Consider the following 16519-nt stretch of genomic DNA (forward strand, 5'->3'; position numbering starts at 1 on the left):
CCGGCACGCGTGGCGTGCCGTCGGAGGGAGGCAGGCGGATGTCCCGTACCGGTCGGGCCACACCGGACGCCGCGCTGGTCAGCGCGGCGCAGCAGGGCGGCGCGCACGCGCTCGACGCGCTGGTCGCCGCCTCGCTCCCGCTGGTCTACAACATCGTCGGGCGCGCGCTGCGCGGTCACGCCGACGTCGACGACGTGGTCCAGGAGACGCTGGTACGGGTGGTGCGCCACCTCTCCGACCTGCGCGACCCGGGCGCCTACCGCCCCTGGCTGGTGGCGATCACGATCCGCCAGGTGCGCGACTGGGAGCTGCACCGGCGCACCTCGCCCGCGCGGCCGGTCGGCGTCGAGGCGATGCAGGACGTGCCCGACCCCGGCCCCGACTTCGCCGACCTGACCATCGCCCGGCTCGGCCTCACCGACCAGCGGCGCGAGGTGGCCGAGGCGACCCGCTGGCTGGATGCCGACGACCAGGAGCTGATCGCGCTCTGGTGGCTGGAGGAGGCGGGCGAGTTGGAGCGTTCCGACCTCGCCGGCGCGCTCGGCCTCTCCCCCAACCACGCGGGCGTGCGCATCCACCGGATGAAGGAGCAGATCCAGACCGCCCGCACCGTCGTACGCGCGCTCCGCGCCCAGCCCGGATGCGCCGCCCTCCGCGCGGTCGCCACCTCGTGGAACGGCGTGCCCGACTCGCTCTGGCGCAAGCGGCTGGCCCGGCACGTACGCGACTGTGTGGTCTGCGCCCGCACCTCCGGCGACCTCGTACCGATCGACCGGCTGCTGGCCGGCGTCTCGATGCTGCCGGTACCGGCCGCGCTGGCCGGCAAGTTCGGCGGGCCGGCCGCCCCGACGCTGCTCGCCGGAAAGGCGGGCGCGGTGGCGACGTCGGCGAAGGTGGCCGGCGCCGCGGCCGGGTCCAGTGGGCTCACCGTGCCGCTCGCCGCCGCGGCCACGGTCGTGGTGCTGGCGACGGCGACGCTGGTCGGGGTCCACCTCAACCGCTCCCCCGCCCCCGCACCGGCCGCCAATCCTCTGCCCCCGGTCGTCACGACCGTGGAGAGCCCCAGCCCGGCCGCGACTCCCACTCCCGCGCCGACGACCGGGCCGCCGGCCAGCCCGACCGCCACGCCCCGCACCACCACCAAGGCGCCCGCCGCTCCGCCGGCCGCCACGTCGCCCAAGAAGGGCGTGGCGGTCTGGGAGTTCGACGGCGTCAGCCAGGCGCTCGCCGCTTCGAAAGCGAGCTGGTACTACACCTGGAACCCCCGCCACGAGGGGGTCACCACGCCGCGGGGCACGCAGTTCGTACCGATGATCTGGGGCGCCAAGGACGTCAACGACTCCGCGCTCGCGGCGGCCAAGGCGGCCGGGCCGTACCTGCTCGCCTTCAACGAGCCCGACCTGGACGGGCAGGCCAACATGAGCGTCGAGCAGGCGCTCGAGCTGTGGCCCCGGCTCCAGGCGACCGGCAGCAAGCTGAGCAGCCCCGCGGTTGCCTTCGGCGGCGCCGACCCGGGCGGCTGGCTCGACCGGTTCATGTCCGGCGCCAAGTCCCGCGGCTACCGGGTCGACTTCGTGGCCCTGCACTGGTACGGCGGCGACTTCACCACCGCCAACGCCGTCGACCAGCTCCGCCGCTACCTCCAGGCGGTGTACGACCGGTACAAGAAGCCGATCTGGCTGACCGAGTTCGCACTCATCGACTTCTCTGGTGGCGGTGTCCGCTTCCCCAGCCAGGCCCAGCAGGCCGCCTTTCTGACGGCGGCGGCGAAGATGCTCGGCGGTCTCTCGTTCCTGCACCGGTACGCCTGGTTCGGCCTGCCCGCAACCGACAAGGACCAGTCCGGCCTCTTCCGCAGCGGCACGTCCCCGACCGCCGTGGGCCGCGCCTTCGTCGCCGCCCGGTAGCCGTCCCGGCCCGGTCAGGCGCTGTACGCGCGATGCGGCTCACGCCGCCGAAGGTCGCGCTCCGCTCGATGGCCCACCACGCCGACTGGACGCCGTGATCACGAGGGCTCGTCATCGGGGTACTGGAAGACGTCGTCGAGTGGCACCTCGAAGACGCGTGCGATGAGAAAGGCCATCTCCAGCGACGGCGAATAGCGCCCCTGCTCGATCGCGATGATGGTCTGGCGGGTCACACCGATGCGGTCGGCCAGCTCGGCCTGCGTCATTTCCCCGTGGTTGAAGCGCAGCGCGCGGATCGAGTTGGTGACCCGAGTGGGCTTGACCATCAGAAGCCCCGCCGGTAAGCGACGATCTTCGCGATCGACGAGCCGAGCGCCGCCAGGCAGAACGCCAGGTAGATCGCGTTGGCGATCCAGAAGTAGGCGGCCTCGGTCATCGCCAGCACGAGCGGCACCAGCGCGGCGAGGCTCATCACGTGGAAGCCGACCCACTCACCGACCCGGTGGATCTGGCGGTCGCGCTCGTCCTTGCGATCCACGTCTTCGCGGCGGCTGAACATGCCGGCCACGATGTTTGCCACGACGTTGAGCACCATCGCGGCGACGATCGCGGTGATCAGGGGCCGGATGTAAGCCACGTCGGCGACATCGGTGCCGGCGAGCCGTCGCAGCACCACGACGGCGTAGACCGCCGGCACCGCCACCGCGATCGCCGCGTAGATCCACGCCCGCTTCTCCTCGAAGGACATGACCATGAAGGTAAAGCGAACCAGACACGATGTCAAGTATTCTTAACTCAGCCAAGCTGGGCGTGGCCGTGTGGGGGCGAGTTGGGGCGCGGGCCCACGCCCGGTGGGCCCGCGCCGGTCACCAACTGTGCAGCGTGCCGTCTTCGAGGCGGTTGACCGGCAGCGCCGCCGGCTTGTACGGGTATCGGGCCGCCAGCTCCTCGTCGATGTCGACGCCGAGCCCCGGCTCCTCGGACGGATGGAGGTAGCCCTCCGCGAACCGGTACGTGTGCGGGAAGACCTCGTCGGTCACCTCCGCGTGCGGCATGTACTCCTGGAGTCCGAAGTTGGGGATGCTGATGTCGAGGTGGAGCGCCGCCGCGAGGCAGACCGGCGAGAGGTCGGTGGCGCCGTGCGAGCCGCTGCGCACATGGTAGAGGGCGGCGAAGTCGAAGATCCGCCGCAGGTGTGTGATGCCGCCCGCGTGCACCACCGTCGCCCGCACGTAGTCGACCAACTGCTCGCTCACCAACCGCTGGCAGTCCCAGATGCTGTTGAAGACCTCGCCCACCGCGATCGGCGTGGTGGTGTGCCGCCGGATCAGCCGGAACCCCTCCTGCAGCTCGGCCGGCGCCGGGTCCTCCATCCAGGTGAGCGCGTACGGCTCGAGGCTCTTGCCCAGTCGCGCTGCCTCGATCGGGGTCAACCGGTGGTGCACGTCGTGCAGCAGCTTGAGGTGCGGGCCGAACTCCTCGCGCACGCGGGCGAAGACCGCCGGCACGTGGTCGAGGTAGCGCTCGGTCGACCACACCGCCTCGGTCGGCACGGCGGCGCCGGCCGGCTCGTACACACCGGGGCCGGCGTGCACACCGTACACATCGGAGAGCCCCGGTACGCCGGTCTGCACGCGCACCGCCCTGTAGCCCTGCCGCACGAAGTCGGCCGCGCGCGCCAGCACACCGTCCACCGTGTCCGCGCTCGCGTGCCCGTACACCGTGACGCCCTCGCGCGACCGCCCGCCCAGTAGCTGGTACACCGGGAGGCCGGCCACCTTGCCCTTGATGTCCCACAGCGCGGTGTCGACCGCGGCGATCGCGCTCATCGTGACCGGCCCGCGCCGCCAGTAGGCGCCCTTGTAGAGGTACTGCCAGGTGTCCTCGATGCGCGCCGCGTCCCGCCCGATCAGCAGCGGCACCACGTGCTCGCTCAGGTAGCTCGCGACGGCCAGCTCCCGCCCGTTGAGCGTGGCGTCGCCGACCCCGGTCACGCCGTCTTCGGTGACCAGCTTCAGCGTCACGAAGTTGCGACCGGGGCAGGTGACGATCACCCGCGCGTCCACGATCCTCACCCGAGGTCCTCCTCGCCCGACACGGCGCGCGCGGGCCGCCGCCCACCGCGACGACCCGCGCCCGCGACCCGTCCGCCCGCACGCGAGAGGTCGCGGCTGCCAGAACACTCTTTCCGGAACTGTTCCGGAAGGGAACGTAGCCAAGCGCCGCCCAGGTAGTCAAGCGATGCGATCGTCGCCGGAGGGCGCGGCGGGGTCAGGGCCGGCTGGTCGACTGCCAGCGGGCGGCCAGCGCGGCCCGGCCCTCGCCGGTCAGCTCGCCGTAGAGGCGCAGGCGGGCCATGCCGCCGTCCGGGAAGATGTCGAGCCGAGCGTGCGTCGCCGGCGTCGCGCTCGGGATCGGGAAGCGGTGGCGCGTGTCGGGCTGGAGGCGCGTGCGGGGCAGGATGTCGAACCAGGCCGCCGGGTCGTCCAGGTCGGCCGAGCGCGCGTCGGCGCCGCGGAGGCTGGCCGCGCCGGGCGCGTTGCCCTTGAAGTGGCTGGTGTCGAGCTCGGCGACGCGTACGACGCCGGGCCCGGCCAGCTTGACGACTGCCCAGTCGTTGCCGTCGTCGCGGCGGCGGGCGGTCTCCCAGCCCTCCCCCATCACGCGGGCGAGACCGGGCGCGATGAGGCGGTGCGGCGGGCCGTAGAACATGTTGCTGCACCCCACCACCAGCGCGCCGTGCTCCATCGCCGCGAGGTCGAACACCGCCGGCAGGAGCGCGGGGTCGGGGACCACCTCACCGTGTACGCGCAGCCGCGCCACGCCGCCGTCGGGATGGATGGTGAGCCGCACGTGAGTGCACCGGTGCGGGTCGGTCACGTCGAACTCGTTGCGCGTGTCCCCCGCGAGCGGCGACTTCGCCACCAGCGGCGCCCACGGCGCGGACGACAGCTCCGCAGGGCTCGGATACCCGTCCACGGCGACGCCCTCGACGGCGGCGTACGGCGGGAAGTTGCCGGTGAAGTACGCGGTGTCGACCACCACGCCACGCACGATGCCGGGCGCGCCAAGCCGCACGATCGCCCAGTCGTGACCCGGCTCGCGGCGCCGGCGGGTCTCCCAACCGTCGTAGACCTGACCCTTGGGGCCGAAGGTCTGCGCGGCGAAGCTCGGCGGCGCGTCGGTGACGAGGTTGTCGCGGGCGGCGAAGAACTCGTCGTTGGCAGCCACGACGCTCCCGCCCAGCAGGCGGGACGCGAGGTCGGGCGACAGCCGCCAGCTCATGCCCGTCCTCGCTTCGCCGCGGGCGGGCACGAGGCTCCACACGCGCTGTGCCCAACGATTAGCTCGCTCACGCCGCACCTCGCGACAGCAGCCGCCCTCTCGGCTTGACGCCGTCTACGACCGTGCCGCGCAGCCAGGTGGTGCGGACCTTCCCGAGCAGCGCCCGGCCGTGGTACGGCGTGACCGCGTGCCGGTGGCGCAGCCGGCCCGCGTCGACGACGAAGGCGGCGTCCGGCTCGAAGGCCACCAGGTCGGCGTCGTACCCCACCGCGATGCGCCCCTTGCCGGAGAGGCCGACGATCTCCGCCGGGCGGGCCGCCATCCACCGCACCACGTCGGCGAGGGTGAAGCCGCGGGCGGCCGCCTGCGTCCACACCACCGGCAGGCCGAGCTGGAGCGAGGCGATGCCGCCCCAGGCCGCGGCGAAGTCGCCGGTGTCGGCGCGCTTCAGCTCCGGTGCGCAGGGCGAGTGGTCGGAGACCACGCAGTCGATCGCGCCGCTCGCCAGCCCCTGCCACAGCGCGTCGCGGTTGGCCGCGCCGCGGATCGGCGGGCAGCACTTGAACTCGGTCGCTCCGTCCGGCACCTCCTCGGCGGTGAGCGCCAGGTAGTGCGGGCAGGTCTCGGCGGTCACGGTGGGCGCGTCCACGATGGACGGCAGTGCCTCGGCGGCGGAAAGGTGCAGCACGTGCAGCCGCCGGCCGGTCGCCGCGGCCGCCGCCACGACCGTGCCGACCGCGCCGGTCTCCGCGAGCGGCGGGCGGGAGGCGACGAAGTCGGCGTAGTGCGGCGACGTGGTGGCGGGGGCGATGGCCGCCGGGTCCTCGGCGTGGATGACGAAGAGCGCGTCCACGGCGGCGAGCGCCTCCGCCAGCTCCGGAGGAGAGAGCGGCGGAAACTCCGGCACGCCGGAGTCGACGAGGAACGCCTTGAAGCCGAAGACGCCGGCCTCGTACAGCGCGGGCAGGTCGGCGGCGTTGCCGGGGACGGCACCTCCCCAGAAGCCGGTGTCCACATGACACTGTCCGGTCGCGGCCGCCCGCTTGAGCGCCAACGCGTCGACCGAGACGGTGGGCGGCAGCGAGTTGAGCGGCATGTCCACGATGGTCGTCACCCCGCCTGCCGCCGCGGCGCGGGTCGCCGTGGCGAAGCCCTCCCACTCCGTGCGGCCAGGCTCGTTGACGTGCACGTGCGTGTCGACCAGCCCGGGCAGCAGCGCGACCTCGCCCAGGTCGACGCCGTCGGGCCCGGGCGCGTCGTACGGCTCGACCGCCGCGATCCGGCCGTCGCGCACGAACACCGCCGCGGGCCGCTCCCCGTCCGGCAGCACCGCCCGGCGCGACCGCACCACAAAATCATAGCTCAAGGTCCGCCTCCGAGGGGTCGAGCGCGCCACAGTGGACGCCCCGCGCCAGGAAGCCCTCCAGGGCCCGCGCGGTGGCCGGCTCGTCGAGGATGCCGCCGGCGCGCCGCTCCCGGTAGGCCGCGAGCCGGGCGCGGGCGGCCGGTGCGCCGTCCCGGAAGAAGGCGTACGTCGCCGCGTAGCGGGTCGGCAGCTGCGCCGGATGCAGATCCCAGCCCTGGTAGAAGCCGCGTTCCAGCGACCGGCGCACCAGCCGCGCGTGCAGCGCCCACGCCTCGTGCACCGCCGCGGTGTCGCCCACCGGCAGCACGTTGGTGGAGCCGTCGGAGAGGCGCACGCCGGTGCCGGCCGCCGCCACCTGCATCACCGCCTTGGCGTGGTCGGCCGCCGGATGCTCCAGGCTCTGCTGCGCCGCCGCGATGCCGAGGCCGGCGCTGTAGTCGTACGTGCCGTAGTGCAGCCCGGCCAGGCGACCCCCGGCCGCCTCGATCAGCCGCGCGACCGTGGCCCGGCCGTCGGCGCCGAGCACGGCGGGCGCCGTCTCCACCTGCACCTCGAAGCGCAGCCCGCCGGGCGGCAACCTCAGCGCCTCCTCCAGCCGCCCACACACGACGGACATCGCGGCCACCTGCTCCACCGCGCTCACCTTCGGCAACGTCACCACGAAGCCGGGCGGCAGCCCGCCGTACCAGAACAGGAAGACGGCGAGCGTGCGGACCGCGCGGCGGCGGGTCGGCGCCTCCAGGCTCTTGACCCGCAGCCCCACGAACGGCGGCACCTCCCCGTCGCGCAGCGCGGCGGCGGTGGTCACCGCGTCGGCGTCCTCGGTGGCGTCGTCGCGGATGCCGTAGCCGTCCTCGAAGTCGATCCGCAGGTCTTCGATCGGCTCCCGCTCCAGCTTCGACAGCACTCGCGCGCGAAGCTCCTCGGCGAAAGGCAGTGGCGGATGCGCGTCGAGCGCGGCGCGAGCGGCGTCGCCCCACTCGGCGAGCAGCCCGGTGTGCATCCGGTCGGCCGGCACGTAGACCGTGTGCACCGGCTGCCGCCCGCCCGGATCCCCCGGATACCGCGCGGCCAACTCCGCGTCGACCCCGCCGAGCAAGGTGTCCAGCTCGGCGAACACAGTGTCCAGAAAGGAGTCCGGAAACACTTGGGCTAGCCGGTCAGCTCGTACGCCGGCGAGGTCAGGAGGTCGGCGACGAACTCCCGGGCCGCGTCACTGGGTATCTCGGTCACTCATGAACGTTAACCCCTAGCGGAGCGGTTTTGACGGTCTCCGCTTGGCTTCCTTGGTCTTGCCGCGCTTGCCGCCGCTCTGCGCGACGCCGGTGAGCCGGAGCGCGAGCCCCGGGCACATGTCGACGGCCCGGCGGGCGTCCGCCTCCAGCCAGTTCGGCACCGGAGTGTCGGCGATCGCGGGGTAGCCGTTGCCGTCCAGCCGGATCAGCTCCGGCACGAGGTGGGCGCAGAGCCCGTGCCCGTCGCACCGGGTCCAGTCGACGACGAGCTTGCCGACGCCGCCGGTCGTACCCTCGGTCTCCGGAGAGCTGGAGAGCGGCAGCACGCCCTTGACCCGGCGGCCGCAGCCGTCGTGGTACGCGTGCGCGGCGATGTCCTCGGCGAAGACCTCCAGCGCGGAGAGCGCGAAGCGCGACGTGCCGTCGGGGTGGCTGCACGCGCCGCGCCCCTTCACCACGCCGGCCGCCGCGCGCACGGCCGCCTGGCCGCCGCCCCCCTCGACCAGCTTCGAGACGGTACGCGCGAGGTCGGGCAGGCCGAGTCGGCACGGGCCGCACTGCCCCGCGGACTCGGCCGCCATGTAGTGCATGACCCGCTCCACCTCGCCGAGCGGGCAGGTGTCGTCGGGCAGCGGGACCATGATGCCCGCGCCGAGCGTGCCGCCGACCTCGGTGAGGCTCTCCCGCGAGACCTCGGCGCGGGAGGCGGCCTCCGGAGTGATCCACTTTCCGTGATACCCGCCGAGGAGCAGCCCCTGCCCGGGCGTGGTCCCGCACATGCGCAGGACCTCCTTCAGCGGTACGCCGGTCGGCGCCTCCACCACGCTCGGCTTGCCGTTGGCGGTGATGGTGAGCATGACCGTGCCCGGCTCCTTGGCGGTGCCGACCGCGGCGTACTCGTACGGGCCGATGCTCGCCGCGTACGCGAGCTGGGCGTACGTCTCCGCGTTGGAGAGCAGCGTGGGCAGCCCGTCCACACCGGAGTCGCTGGAGCGCACCTTGCGGCCGGGCGGGATGTGCGCCTCGCCGTTGATGCCGCGGACCAGCGCGCCGCCCTCGCCGGAGATGAACCGGTGCGGTACGCCCACGATCCGGGTCGGCGCGGGCATCCGCCGCTCGGCGAGCGCCTGGCGCAGCGACTCGTGCCCGACGTGGTCCTTCTCCACGCCGATCACGATCTCCTCGGCCTCCAGCGCCCACGCGGCCAGCGAGGCGCCGTCGAGGATCAGGTGCGGCGCACGGGCGAGCAGCACCTTGTCCTTCCAGGCCGCCGGCTCGCCCTCGGTGGCGTTGACCACCACGACGATCGGCTTCTCCTGCCGCATCGCCGAGTCGATGACCGCGCGGACCTTGCGGGCGAACGGGAACGCCGCCCCGCCCCGCCCGGTGAGCTTGATCTGTTCGGCGAGGGAGATGAGCTCCGCGCTCGACATCGGGCGCAGGTCACCGTGGACCTGCTGGTGATCCCAGAGATCCAGGCGCCCGAACTGTTCAAAGCCCGCGGTCAACCGGGCCGGGCCGGCGCGACCGACGGCCGGAACCATCCCTCCGTTCACCTCCCATACCCTTCCCTCGGTCGAGTCCAGTAGGCGTCACGGTCGTCCAGGTCCTCGCCGCCGGCGGCCCGACGGCCGCGCCGCGAGGGCCGCTCACCAGCGTCGGCCATCTCCGACGCCGCGCGCCGCGCACGGCGCGACGGGGCCGGGTCCACCGCCGGCGGGTACGGGCCGGGGCGCTCGTAGCCCGGCTCGGAGGCGTACTGGACCGGCCCGTCGTCCTCGCCCAGGCTGTGCCGGGCCTCGTCGCGGCGGCTGTGCCGGGACTCCTCGCGCTCGCGCCGGGCCGACCGGGAACGGCGCGACTGGCGCGGCGCGTCGTCCTCGGTGGTGACCAGGCGCAACGCCGCCCGGCGGGGGCGCTCCTCCTCGTACCGCTCGTCGTAGCGCTCCTGGTCGTACCGGCCGGCCGGCGCGGAGACCGGGTCGACGCGGCTCTGGTCGTAGCGCGGGGCCGGACCGGAGACCGGCTCGCGGCTCTGGTCGTACCGGCCGACCGGGGCCGAGACCGGGTCGATGTCCGCGTACCGCTCGTCGGCCGGCGACGTCCACCGCTCGCCCCCCGAGTCCGCCCGGCGCTGGCCACCGCCTTGCTCGGAACGGCCGTACCGCTCCCGCTCCGGCTGGGGCGCCGGGGCCGGCGAGGAGGGGGCGTACGCGCCGGAGACCGGGCCGTACCCGGAGACCGGCTCGTTGCCGCGCAGGCTCTCGTACCACTCACGGTCGGCGAGCTCGGCCTCCTCCTTCTTCCCGCCCTTGGACCGGCGGCGCCACTGGGTCGCGCTGCGCTTGTCCTCGGCGCGCGTCCCGGAACGCGAGGAGCGGCGCTCCTGCTGGCGCAGATCGTCGATGCGCTCGCCCATGTCGACCCGCTCGGCCCGCCGGGCGGCCGGCCGCTCGATCACGCGCCGCTCCTCGGCCCGCTCGTCCATCTGCTCCAGCCGCGAGCGCCGGGCGTCCGAACGCTCACCGCGCTCCACACGCTCACCGCGCTCAACACGCTCACCGCGCTCAACACGCTCACCGCGCGCCGAACGCTCCACACGCTCCGAACGCTCCCCGCGCGAAGCCCGCCGCTCGCCCGGTGAGACCAGCTCGTCCGGCGCCCGCTCCTCCTCGCGAGGGCGGCGCTGCTGGGGCGGCGCGACCGGCATCGCGTACCCGACCCGCGTGTCCTGCCGCTCGGCCTCCCGCTCGCGCGGCGGCCGCGCAGTGGTCATCATCCGGGTCGCCTCGGCAATCGCGGCCTCCTCGTCGCGGATCGCACGCTGCTCGCGGGTCGACGTCATCGGGTTCTCGCCCGTCTCCCGGCGCAGTGGGCTGTCGGTGATCCGCGGCATGATCGCCGTCTCCACGTTGACGCCGACCGCGGCGGGGCCGACCTTGCCGGTGGTGCGGCGGCCCAGCGTGACGTACACCCGCACCAACAGCGCGACCAGCACGCCCACCACGCAGGCGGCGTAGCTCAGCACGACCCAGGTCGCGGCCGGGCGGCCGGCGTTGAGACCGTGGCCGAGCGCGGCCGGCCAGGCGACGTACGAGGTGGCGTGCAGCGTGCGCCACATCCACGGCTTGCCGCTGCCGGCGAAGCGCGCCCGGATCAGGCCGGTCCAGAACGTGGTCACCATCAGATAGCTGGCCACCGTGCCCAGTCCGATGTAGATCGGGTCGAGCGGGTTGGCGAACGGCACGAACGGGTCGATCACCGTCGCCGCCCCGGACAGCACCTTCATCGAGATGTGCAGGCCCAGGAAGACCATCGCGATGATCGCCGTCGCCCGGTGCAGGCCCTGGAAGAAGACCCGGTGACCGATCTTCAGGAAGAAACGGTCGGTGGCCACCAGGCCACACATGACCGTCAGCGAGAGCGCCACCAGCGAGACCACGCCGGCGAAGAAATTGAGGAACGCGTAGACGTAGACCGAGGCGAGCGCCCCACCGAACGTGGTGCTCGCGGCCCACATCGCCAGTGACAGGAAGACGAGCCCACCGAACAGCGGGAGCCGCGGAAGCTTCCGCTTCGCACCGGTCGTGCTGCTCGTCGTCTCCACCGTTCCGGTATCACCGTCGCGTTCCACGGAGCGCTCTTCGTACTTCCGCTTCAGCAAGACTTACCGACCTTCCCCAACCTAGTGACTTGCCCTTCACCCGGTCCGATCGTGCTCACCGCATCGAGTGGTCACCTCGCTTCGCGCACACGTCTCCGCCCCACGTGTACGTACCGAGGGTCGAACTTGGTTGAACCGACTTTGGAAGATCTGCGTGTCTTAAGGGACGCATAAGGGGGCGCTAACCGGGCGCTGCGATCCGCAACCGCCGGTATACAACGGCGGCGTTTACCGAGGCCAGACGCCTGCTCGCGGTAACCGTCCGACTACAGCTCGACCACCGGTCCGAGCATCCCGGGCGACCGGGGTCCGGCACCTCGCGGCGGCGGCGATCTCCGCTACGGCGACGTCAGGCGGGCACCAGCGCGAACGCCGCGGCCGCACGACCGAGAAGTGCCTGCGATCCAGGGTCGCGATCTCCACCGCTCCCAGCCGCTCGGCCAGTGCCACGACGGCCGCGTCTGATCCGCCCAAGGGGAAATCGGCGTAACGCGCACCAACTCCGCCATCCGCAGATAGTCCCCAGGTCCGGGCGCCACGACCTCGAACGGCTCGTTGTCGACCAATGCCTCCAAGAACGCGGCCTCGACCTCCGCCCCGCATCGACTGCCGAGCAGATAGCACGCTTCAGCGACGATCGGCGACGGGATCACCAAACGGGCGGTGCAGGTGCGGAGCCATTTCACACACCGCTCATGATCAGCGTCATCGCCGTCGGCGAGGGCCACCAGCGGGCCGGTGTCGACGACAACGACCGGCCGGCTCACGCCGCGCGCCCGCCGAGCTCCTTGCGGACGATCTCCTTCGCCCGACGACCAAGATCACCATGACCGCTGTGTCCCATCCCCACGAAGCCGGGCAGCTCGCGCTCGGCGGTGCGCTCCGGGAACCGGGCGGCAAGGAGATCGAGCACCTCGGCCGCCTGGGCCTCATCAAGGTGCTCGACCAGGTCGAGGAGCTGCTCCTTGCTCGTCATGTCCACCAGTCTAGGCCGGTCGGAGGCCGCTGGGCGCCCCAGTGACTCAGCCGGTGATGTGTTCGGGGCGGATGGGGACCCGGGCCAGGGCCTGGCCCGTCGCCGCGCGCACCGCCGCCACGATCGCGGGCGTGGAGGAGATCGTCGGGGGCTCGCCCACCCCGCGCAGGCCGTACGGGGCGTGGGGATCGGCCATCTCCAGCACGTCGACCGACATCGGGGGCACGTCGAGGATCGTCGGGATCAGATAGTCGGTGAAGGAGGGGTTGCGTACGACCCCGTCCACGACCTGGATCTCCTCCATCAGCGCCAGGCCCAGCCCCTGTGCCGTACCCCCGTGGATCTGGCCCTCGACGGCGAGTGGGTTGATCGCCCTGCCCACGTCCTGTGCGGTGGCGATCTCCACCACCTTGACCAGCCCAAGCTCCACGTCGACGTCGACCGTGGCCCGGTGCGCCGCGAACGCGTACTGCACGTGCGCGTCGCCCTGCCCCGTCTCCGGATCGATCGGATGCGTGGGGCGGTGCCGCCACTCCACCGTCTCCTCGACCGGCTCGTCGCCGATCGCCTCCACCAGGTCGGCCAGCACCGCGCCGCCCGGCGAGAGCACCTTGCCGCCCGCGATCTCCGCGCCGCCGACCCGGGCGAGCAGCGTGGCCCGTACGGCCTGGCAGGCGGCCCGCACGGCGCCGCCGGTCACGTACGTCTGCCGCGACGCCGACGTCGACCCGGCGCTCCCCACGCCGGTGTCCGCGGTGGCGACCGTGACCCGCTCGACGCCCAGCTCGGTGCGGGCGATCTGCGCCTGTACGGTCACCAGCCCCTGCCCCACCTCGGCCGCCGCGGTGTGCACCAGCACGGCCGGCTCGCCGCCGATCACCTCAAGGCGCACGCGGGCGGTGGAGTAGTCGTCGAAGCCCTCGGAGAAGCCGACGTTCTTGATGCCGATCCCGTAGCCGACGCCGCGCACCACGCCCTCGCCGTGCGTGGTGTTTCCGACGCCGCCGGGCAGCGCGCGCAAGTCCGGAGTGGACGGTGGTGGTGGCGCGGGCCGGTCGCGTACGCGGGCGAGCAGCTCGGCGACCGGCGCCGGCCCATCCACCAACTGGCCGGTGGGCATGCGCGAGCCGGACGTCATCGCGTTGCGGATGCGCAGGTCGAGCGGATGCATTCCGAGCGCGCCGGCGAGCTTGTCCATCTGCGACTCGTACGCGAAGCACGCCTGCACCGCCCCGAAGCCGCGCATCGCCCCGCACGGCGGGTTGTTGGTGTAGTAGACGCTCGCCTCCACGTCCACATTGGGCACCTCGTACGGCCCGACGCCGAGCGTGGCCGCGTTGGCCGCGACGGCGGTGGAACTGGAGGCGTAGGCACCGCCGTCGAGCACGATGCGCGCCCGCACGTACACCAGGTCGCCGTCGCGCGTGGCGCCGTGCTCGTACCACAGCTTCGCCGGATGCCGGTGCACGTGGCCGTAGAAGGACTCCTCCCGGCCGTACACCATCTTGACCGGCCGCCGCGTGCGCAGCGCGAGCAGGCTGGCGTGCACCTGCATCGAGAGGTCTTCGCGGGCGCCGAACGCGCCGCCCACGCCGGCGAGGCTGAGCCGCACCTTTTCCTCGGGCAGGCCGAGGCAGGCGGCGACCTGCTTGCGGTCCACATGCAGCCACTGAGTCGCCACGTAGAGGTCGACCCCGCCGTCCTCGGCCGGTACCGCGAGCCCCGACTCCGGGCCGAGGAAGGCCTGGTCCTGCATGCCCACCTCGTACTCGCCGGTGACCACCACCTCGGCCGTCGCTCGTGGATCGCCGGTGCGCACCGGTACGCGCCGCAGCAGCCGGCCCCGCTCCGGCACGGTGACCGGCGGCAGCTCCGCGTAGTCGACCGCGATGTGCCCGGCCGCCCGCCGCGCCGTCTCCGGATGGTCGGCGGCGACGATCGCGACCGGCTCGCCCTGGTAGCGCACCTCGCCCATGGCGAGCACCGGCTGGTCGGCGATCTCCAGCCCGTACCGCTTGGCGCCCGGCACGTCCTCCTGCGTGAGGACGGCGTAGACCCCCGGCAGCGCGAGGGCCGCGGTCAGGTCGATGCCGCGGATCCGCGCGTGGGGGTACGGGGCACGCAGCGTCGCGCCCCACAGCATGTCCGCGTGCCACAGGTCGGAGGAGAACGCGAACTCGCCCCGCACCTTCAGCGTGCCGTCGGGGCGGCGAGTGCTCGCGCCGACGCCCTCCCGCACCGCGTTGTCCACAGTGGTCATCGGCGGAGCCTCTCGTGCGCGCGTACCCCCCGGCGGGCCAGCTCCCGCTCGTCGGCGGTGCGCAGCTCGCCCCGCTCGACCACGCGCCGGCCGCCGACCAGCAACAGCTCCACAGTGGCCGGCGGGCCGAAGACCAGCGCCGCCACCGGGTCGTCGATGCCGGCGTGGCCCAGGTCGTCGACGCGCCACAGCGCCACGTCGGCGAGCTTGCCCACCTCCAGCGAGCCCAGCTCGCCGGCCCGCCCGAGGCACCGCGCCCCGCCGGTCGTCGCGAGCGACAGCGCCTGGCGGGCGGTGAGCGCGGTCGGCCCGCCGCGCAGCCGCGCCGCGTAGAGCGCCATCCGCAGCTCGGCGCCGAGCTGCCCGCCCTCCTGCGACGCGGAGCCGTCCACGCCGAGACCAACCGGCGCGCCGGCGGCCAGCAGGTCGGGTACGGGCGCGATGCCCGCGCCCAGCCGCGCGTTGGAGCTGGGGCAGTGCGCCACGCCGGTACCCGTCTCGCCGAAGCGGGCCACCGCGCCGGGGTCGAGGTGCACCGCGTGCGCCAGCCACACGTCGTCGCCGAGCCAGCCGAGCCGCTCCGCGTACTCCGCGGGAGTGCAGCCGTGCGTCTCCCGGCAGTACTCCTCCTCCTCGACCGTCTCGGCCAGGTGCGTGTGCAGCCGTACGCCGCGGCGGCGGGCGAGCGCGGCCGACTCGCTCATCAGCTTTCCGGTGACCGAGAAGGGCGAGCAGGGCGCCACCGCGATCCGCACCATCGCGCCGGGCGAGGGGTCGTGATACCGGTCGATCGCCTCCTCGGTGGCCACCAGCGCCGCCTCGGTCTCCTCCACCACCTCGTCGGGAGGCAGCCCACCGGCCGAGCGCCCAAGGTCCATCGAACCCCGGCACGGATGGAAGCGCAGCCCGATCTCGCCCGCCGCGGTCACCTGCGCCGCCATCAGGTCGCCCGCGCCCGCGGGGTACACGTAGTGGTGATCGGTGCTCGTCGTGCAGCCCGACAGGGCCAACCAGCCCAGCCCGGCCGCCGTCGTGGCGGCCACCACCTCGTCGTCCAGGCGTGCCCAGACGGGGTACAGCTCCGTGAGCCAGCCGAAGAGGTTCTCCTGCTGGGCGAGGCCGCGCGTGGCCCACTGGTACAGGTGGTGGTGAGTGTTGACCAGGCCCGGCGTGGCGAGGCAGCCCCGCCCGTCGACCCGCTCTCCCTCGCCCGGGTAGGTGCCCGCCCCCACCGCGACGATCCGGTCCCCGTCGACGGCGACGTGACCGCTGGCGTACTCCGTGCCCTGGCCGTCCACAGTGGCGACCGCGCACCCCTCGACGACGATCATCGGGCCGCCGCCCCGCTCGGCGCCTCGGCCCCGGCGGCCAGCCGCACGGCGTCGAGGATCTTCTCGTATCCGGTGCACCGGCACAGGTTGCCCGCCAGCGCCTCGCGGATGTCCGGGTCGCTGGGCTTCTCCTCGCGCGCCAGCAGGTCGTGCACCGCCACCACGAGCCCGGGCGTGCAGAATCCACACTGGACCGCGCCGGCCTGGAGGAACGCCTCCTGCACGCGCCCGAACGCCAGCCCCTCCACCGTCACCACGTCACGCCCCTCGGCCTGCCCCGCGGCGACGAGGCACGAGCACACCGGCGTGCCGTCGAGGTACACGGTGCACGAACCGCACTCGCCCTGCTCGCAGGCGTTCTTCGAGCCGGGCAGCCCGAGCCGCTCGCGCAGCACGTAGAGCAGGCTCTCGCCGGGCCACACGTCGTCGGCCTGCCGGGCCTCCCCGTTCACGGTGCAGTTGACCCTCATCGCCCCTCCTACCACCTGTGTGGAC

At 73.4% G+C, this 16519-nt stretch carries 14 protein-coding genes; 1 reads left to right on the forward strand and 13 read right to left on the reverse strand.

The features are described 5' to 3' along the window. Positions 1-38: 38 nt before the first annotated feature. Positions 39-1907, forward strand: a complete 1869-nt coding sequence (locus tag ACFFIA_RS04920; protein ID WP_377246014.1) for a sigma-70 family RNA polymerase sigma factor — start codon at positions 39-41, stop codon at positions 1905-1907. Between the two features lie 98 nt (positions 1908-2005). Here the strand turns inward: ACFFIA_RS04920 and ACFFIA_RS04925 are convergent, their stop codons facing one another. From ACFFIA_RS04925 to ACFFIA_RS04985, 13 genes are all read right to left on the reverse strand, one after another. Further along, positions 2006-2233: a helix-turn-helix transcriptional regulator gene (locus ACFFIA_RS04925; protein ID WP_377246017.1), complete on the reverse strand. Its 228-nt coding sequence runs from the start codon at positions 2231-2233 to the stop codon at positions 2006-2008. After that, positions 2233-2655 carry a hypothetical protein gene (locus ACFFIA_RS04930; RefSeq protein ID WP_377246020.1) on the reverse strand — a complete coding sequence of 141 codons (423 nt, stop codon included), beginning with the start codon at positions 2653-2655 and terminating at the stop codon, positions 2233-2235. Before ACFFIA_RS04930 ends, ACFFIA_RS04925 begins: the two co-directional genes overlap by 1 nt. A gap of 118 nt (positions 2656-2773) precedes the next feature. Continuing rightward, the gene (manD, locus tag ACFFIA_RS04935) at positions 2774-3982 is read right to left on the reverse strand and encodes a D-mannonate dehydratase ManD (protein WP_377246023.1); all 1209 of its coding nucleotides are present in this window, start codon (positions 3980-3982) and stop codon (positions 2774-2776) included. Between the two features lie 196 nt (positions 3983-4178). Continuing rightward, positions 4179-5192 (reverse strand): allantoicase, encoded by a 1014-nt coding sequence (alc, locus tag ACFFIA_RS04940; protein ID WP_377246026.1) that lies wholly within the window; start codon positions 5190-5192, stop codon positions 4179-4181. Between the two features lie 67 nt (positions 5193-5259). Further along, positions 5260-6540, reverse strand: coding sequence for an allantoinase AllB (allB, locus tag ACFFIA_RS04945; protein ID WP_377246029.1), 1281 nt, complete (start codon positions 6538-6540; stop codon positions 5260-5262). Positions 6541-6547: 7 nt separating this feature from the next. Further along, a complete protein-coding gene (locus tag ACFFIA_RS04950) occupies positions 6548-7705 on the reverse strand; it encodes a DUF6986 family protein (RefSeq protein ID WP_377246032.1) in 1158 nt (385 codons plus the stop codon). A gap of 102 nt (positions 7706-7807) precedes the next feature. Beyond that, on the reverse strand, positions 7808-9337 hold the full coding sequence (locus ACFFIA_RS04955) for a ferredoxin (protein ID WP_377246035.1): 1530 nt from the start codon (positions 9335-9337) through the stop codon (positions 7808-7810). Positions 9338-9345: 8 nt separating this feature from the next. Next, positions 9346-11427, reverse strand: a complete 2082-nt coding sequence (locus ACFFIA_RS04960; protein ID WP_377246038.1) for an ABC transporter permease — start codon at positions 11425-11427, stop codon at positions 9346-9348. Positions 11428-11795: 368 nt separating this feature from the next. Next, entirely contained in the window at positions 11796-12224 is a 429-nt protein-coding gene (locus ACFFIA_RS04965; protein ID WP_377246041.1) for a type II toxin-antitoxin system VapC family toxin, read from the reverse strand. Continuing rightward, complete coding sequence (locus ACFFIA_RS04970) at positions 12221-12433, reverse strand: hypothetical protein (protein ID WP_377246044.1); 213 nt, start codon at positions 12431-12433, stop codon at positions 12221-12223. Before ACFFIA_RS04970 ends, ACFFIA_RS04965 begins: the two co-directional genes overlap by 4 nt. 46 nt (positions 12434-12479) lie before the next feature. Continuing rightward, the gene (gene pucD, locus ACFFIA_RS04975) at positions 12480-14693 is read right to left on the reverse strand and encodes a xanthine dehydrogenase subunit D (protein WP_377246047.1); all 2214 of its coding nucleotides are present in this window, start codon (positions 14691-14693) and stop codon (positions 12480-12482) included. After that, entirely contained in the window at positions 14690-16024 is a 1335-nt protein-coding gene (locus tag ACFFIA_RS04980) for an 8-oxoguanine deaminase (RefSeq protein ID WP_377246050.1), read from the reverse strand. Before ACFFIA_RS04980 ends, pucD begins: the two co-directional genes overlap by 4 nt. Then, positions 16021-16494: a (2Fe-2S)-binding protein gene (locus ACFFIA_RS04985; protein WP_377246053.1), complete on the reverse strand. Its 474-nt coding sequence runs from the start codon at positions 16492-16494 to the stop codon at positions 16021-16023. The genes ACFFIA_RS04980 and ACFFIA_RS04985 overlap by 4 nt, the downstream gene beginning before the upstream one ends. Positions 16495-16519 lie beyond the last annotated feature (25 nt).

Source organism: Phytohabitans kaempferiae, from assembly GCF_042433955.1.
Classification (GTDB): Bacteria; Actinomycetota; Actinomycetes; order Mycobacteriales; family Micromonosporaceae; genus Phytohabitans; species Phytohabitans kaempferiae.

What these genes read in the sequence shown, in the direction of transcription:
- ACFFIA_RS04930 (WP_377246020.1), bottom strand. Translation starts at nt 2,655, where the DNA reads ATGTCCTTCGAGGAGAAGCGGGCGTGGATCTACGCGGCGATCGCGGTG.
- ACFFIA_RS04985 (WP_377246053.1), bottom strand. Translation starts at nt 16,494, where the DNA reads ATGAGGGTCAACTGCACCGTGAACGGGGAGGCCCGGCAGGCCGACGAC.
- ACFFIA_RS04970 (WP_377246044.1), bottom strand. Translation starts at nt 12,433, where the DNA reads ATGACGAGCAAGGAGCAGCTCCTCGACCTGGTCGAGCACCTTGATGAG.
- ACFFIA_RS04925 (WP_377246017.1), bottom strand. Translation starts at nt 2,233, where the DNA reads ATGGTCAAGCCCACTCGGGTCACCAACTCGATCCGCGCGCTGCGCTTC.
- ACFFIA_RS04980 (WP_377246050.1), bottom strand. Translation starts at nt 16,024, where the DNA reads ATGATCGTCGTCGAGGGGTGCGCGGTCGCCACTGTGGACGGCCAGGGC.
- alc (WP_377246026.1), bottom strand. Translation starts at nt 5,192, where the DNA reads ATGAGCTGGCGGCTGTCGCCCGACCTCGCGTCCCGCCTGCTGGGCGGG.
- ACFFIA_RS04955 (WP_377246035.1), bottom strand. Translation starts at nt 9,337, where the DNA reads ATGGTTCCGGCCGTCGGTCGCGCCGGCCCGGCCCGGTTGACCGCGGGC.
- pucD (WP_377246047.1), bottom strand. Translation starts at nt 14,693, where the DNA reads ATGACCACTGTGGACAACGCGGTGCGGGAGGGCGTCGGCGCGAGCACT.
- ACFFIA_RS04920 (WP_377246014.1), top strand. Translation starts at nt 39, where the DNA reads ATGTCCCGTACCGGTCGGGCCACACCGGACGCCGCGCTGGTCAGCGCG.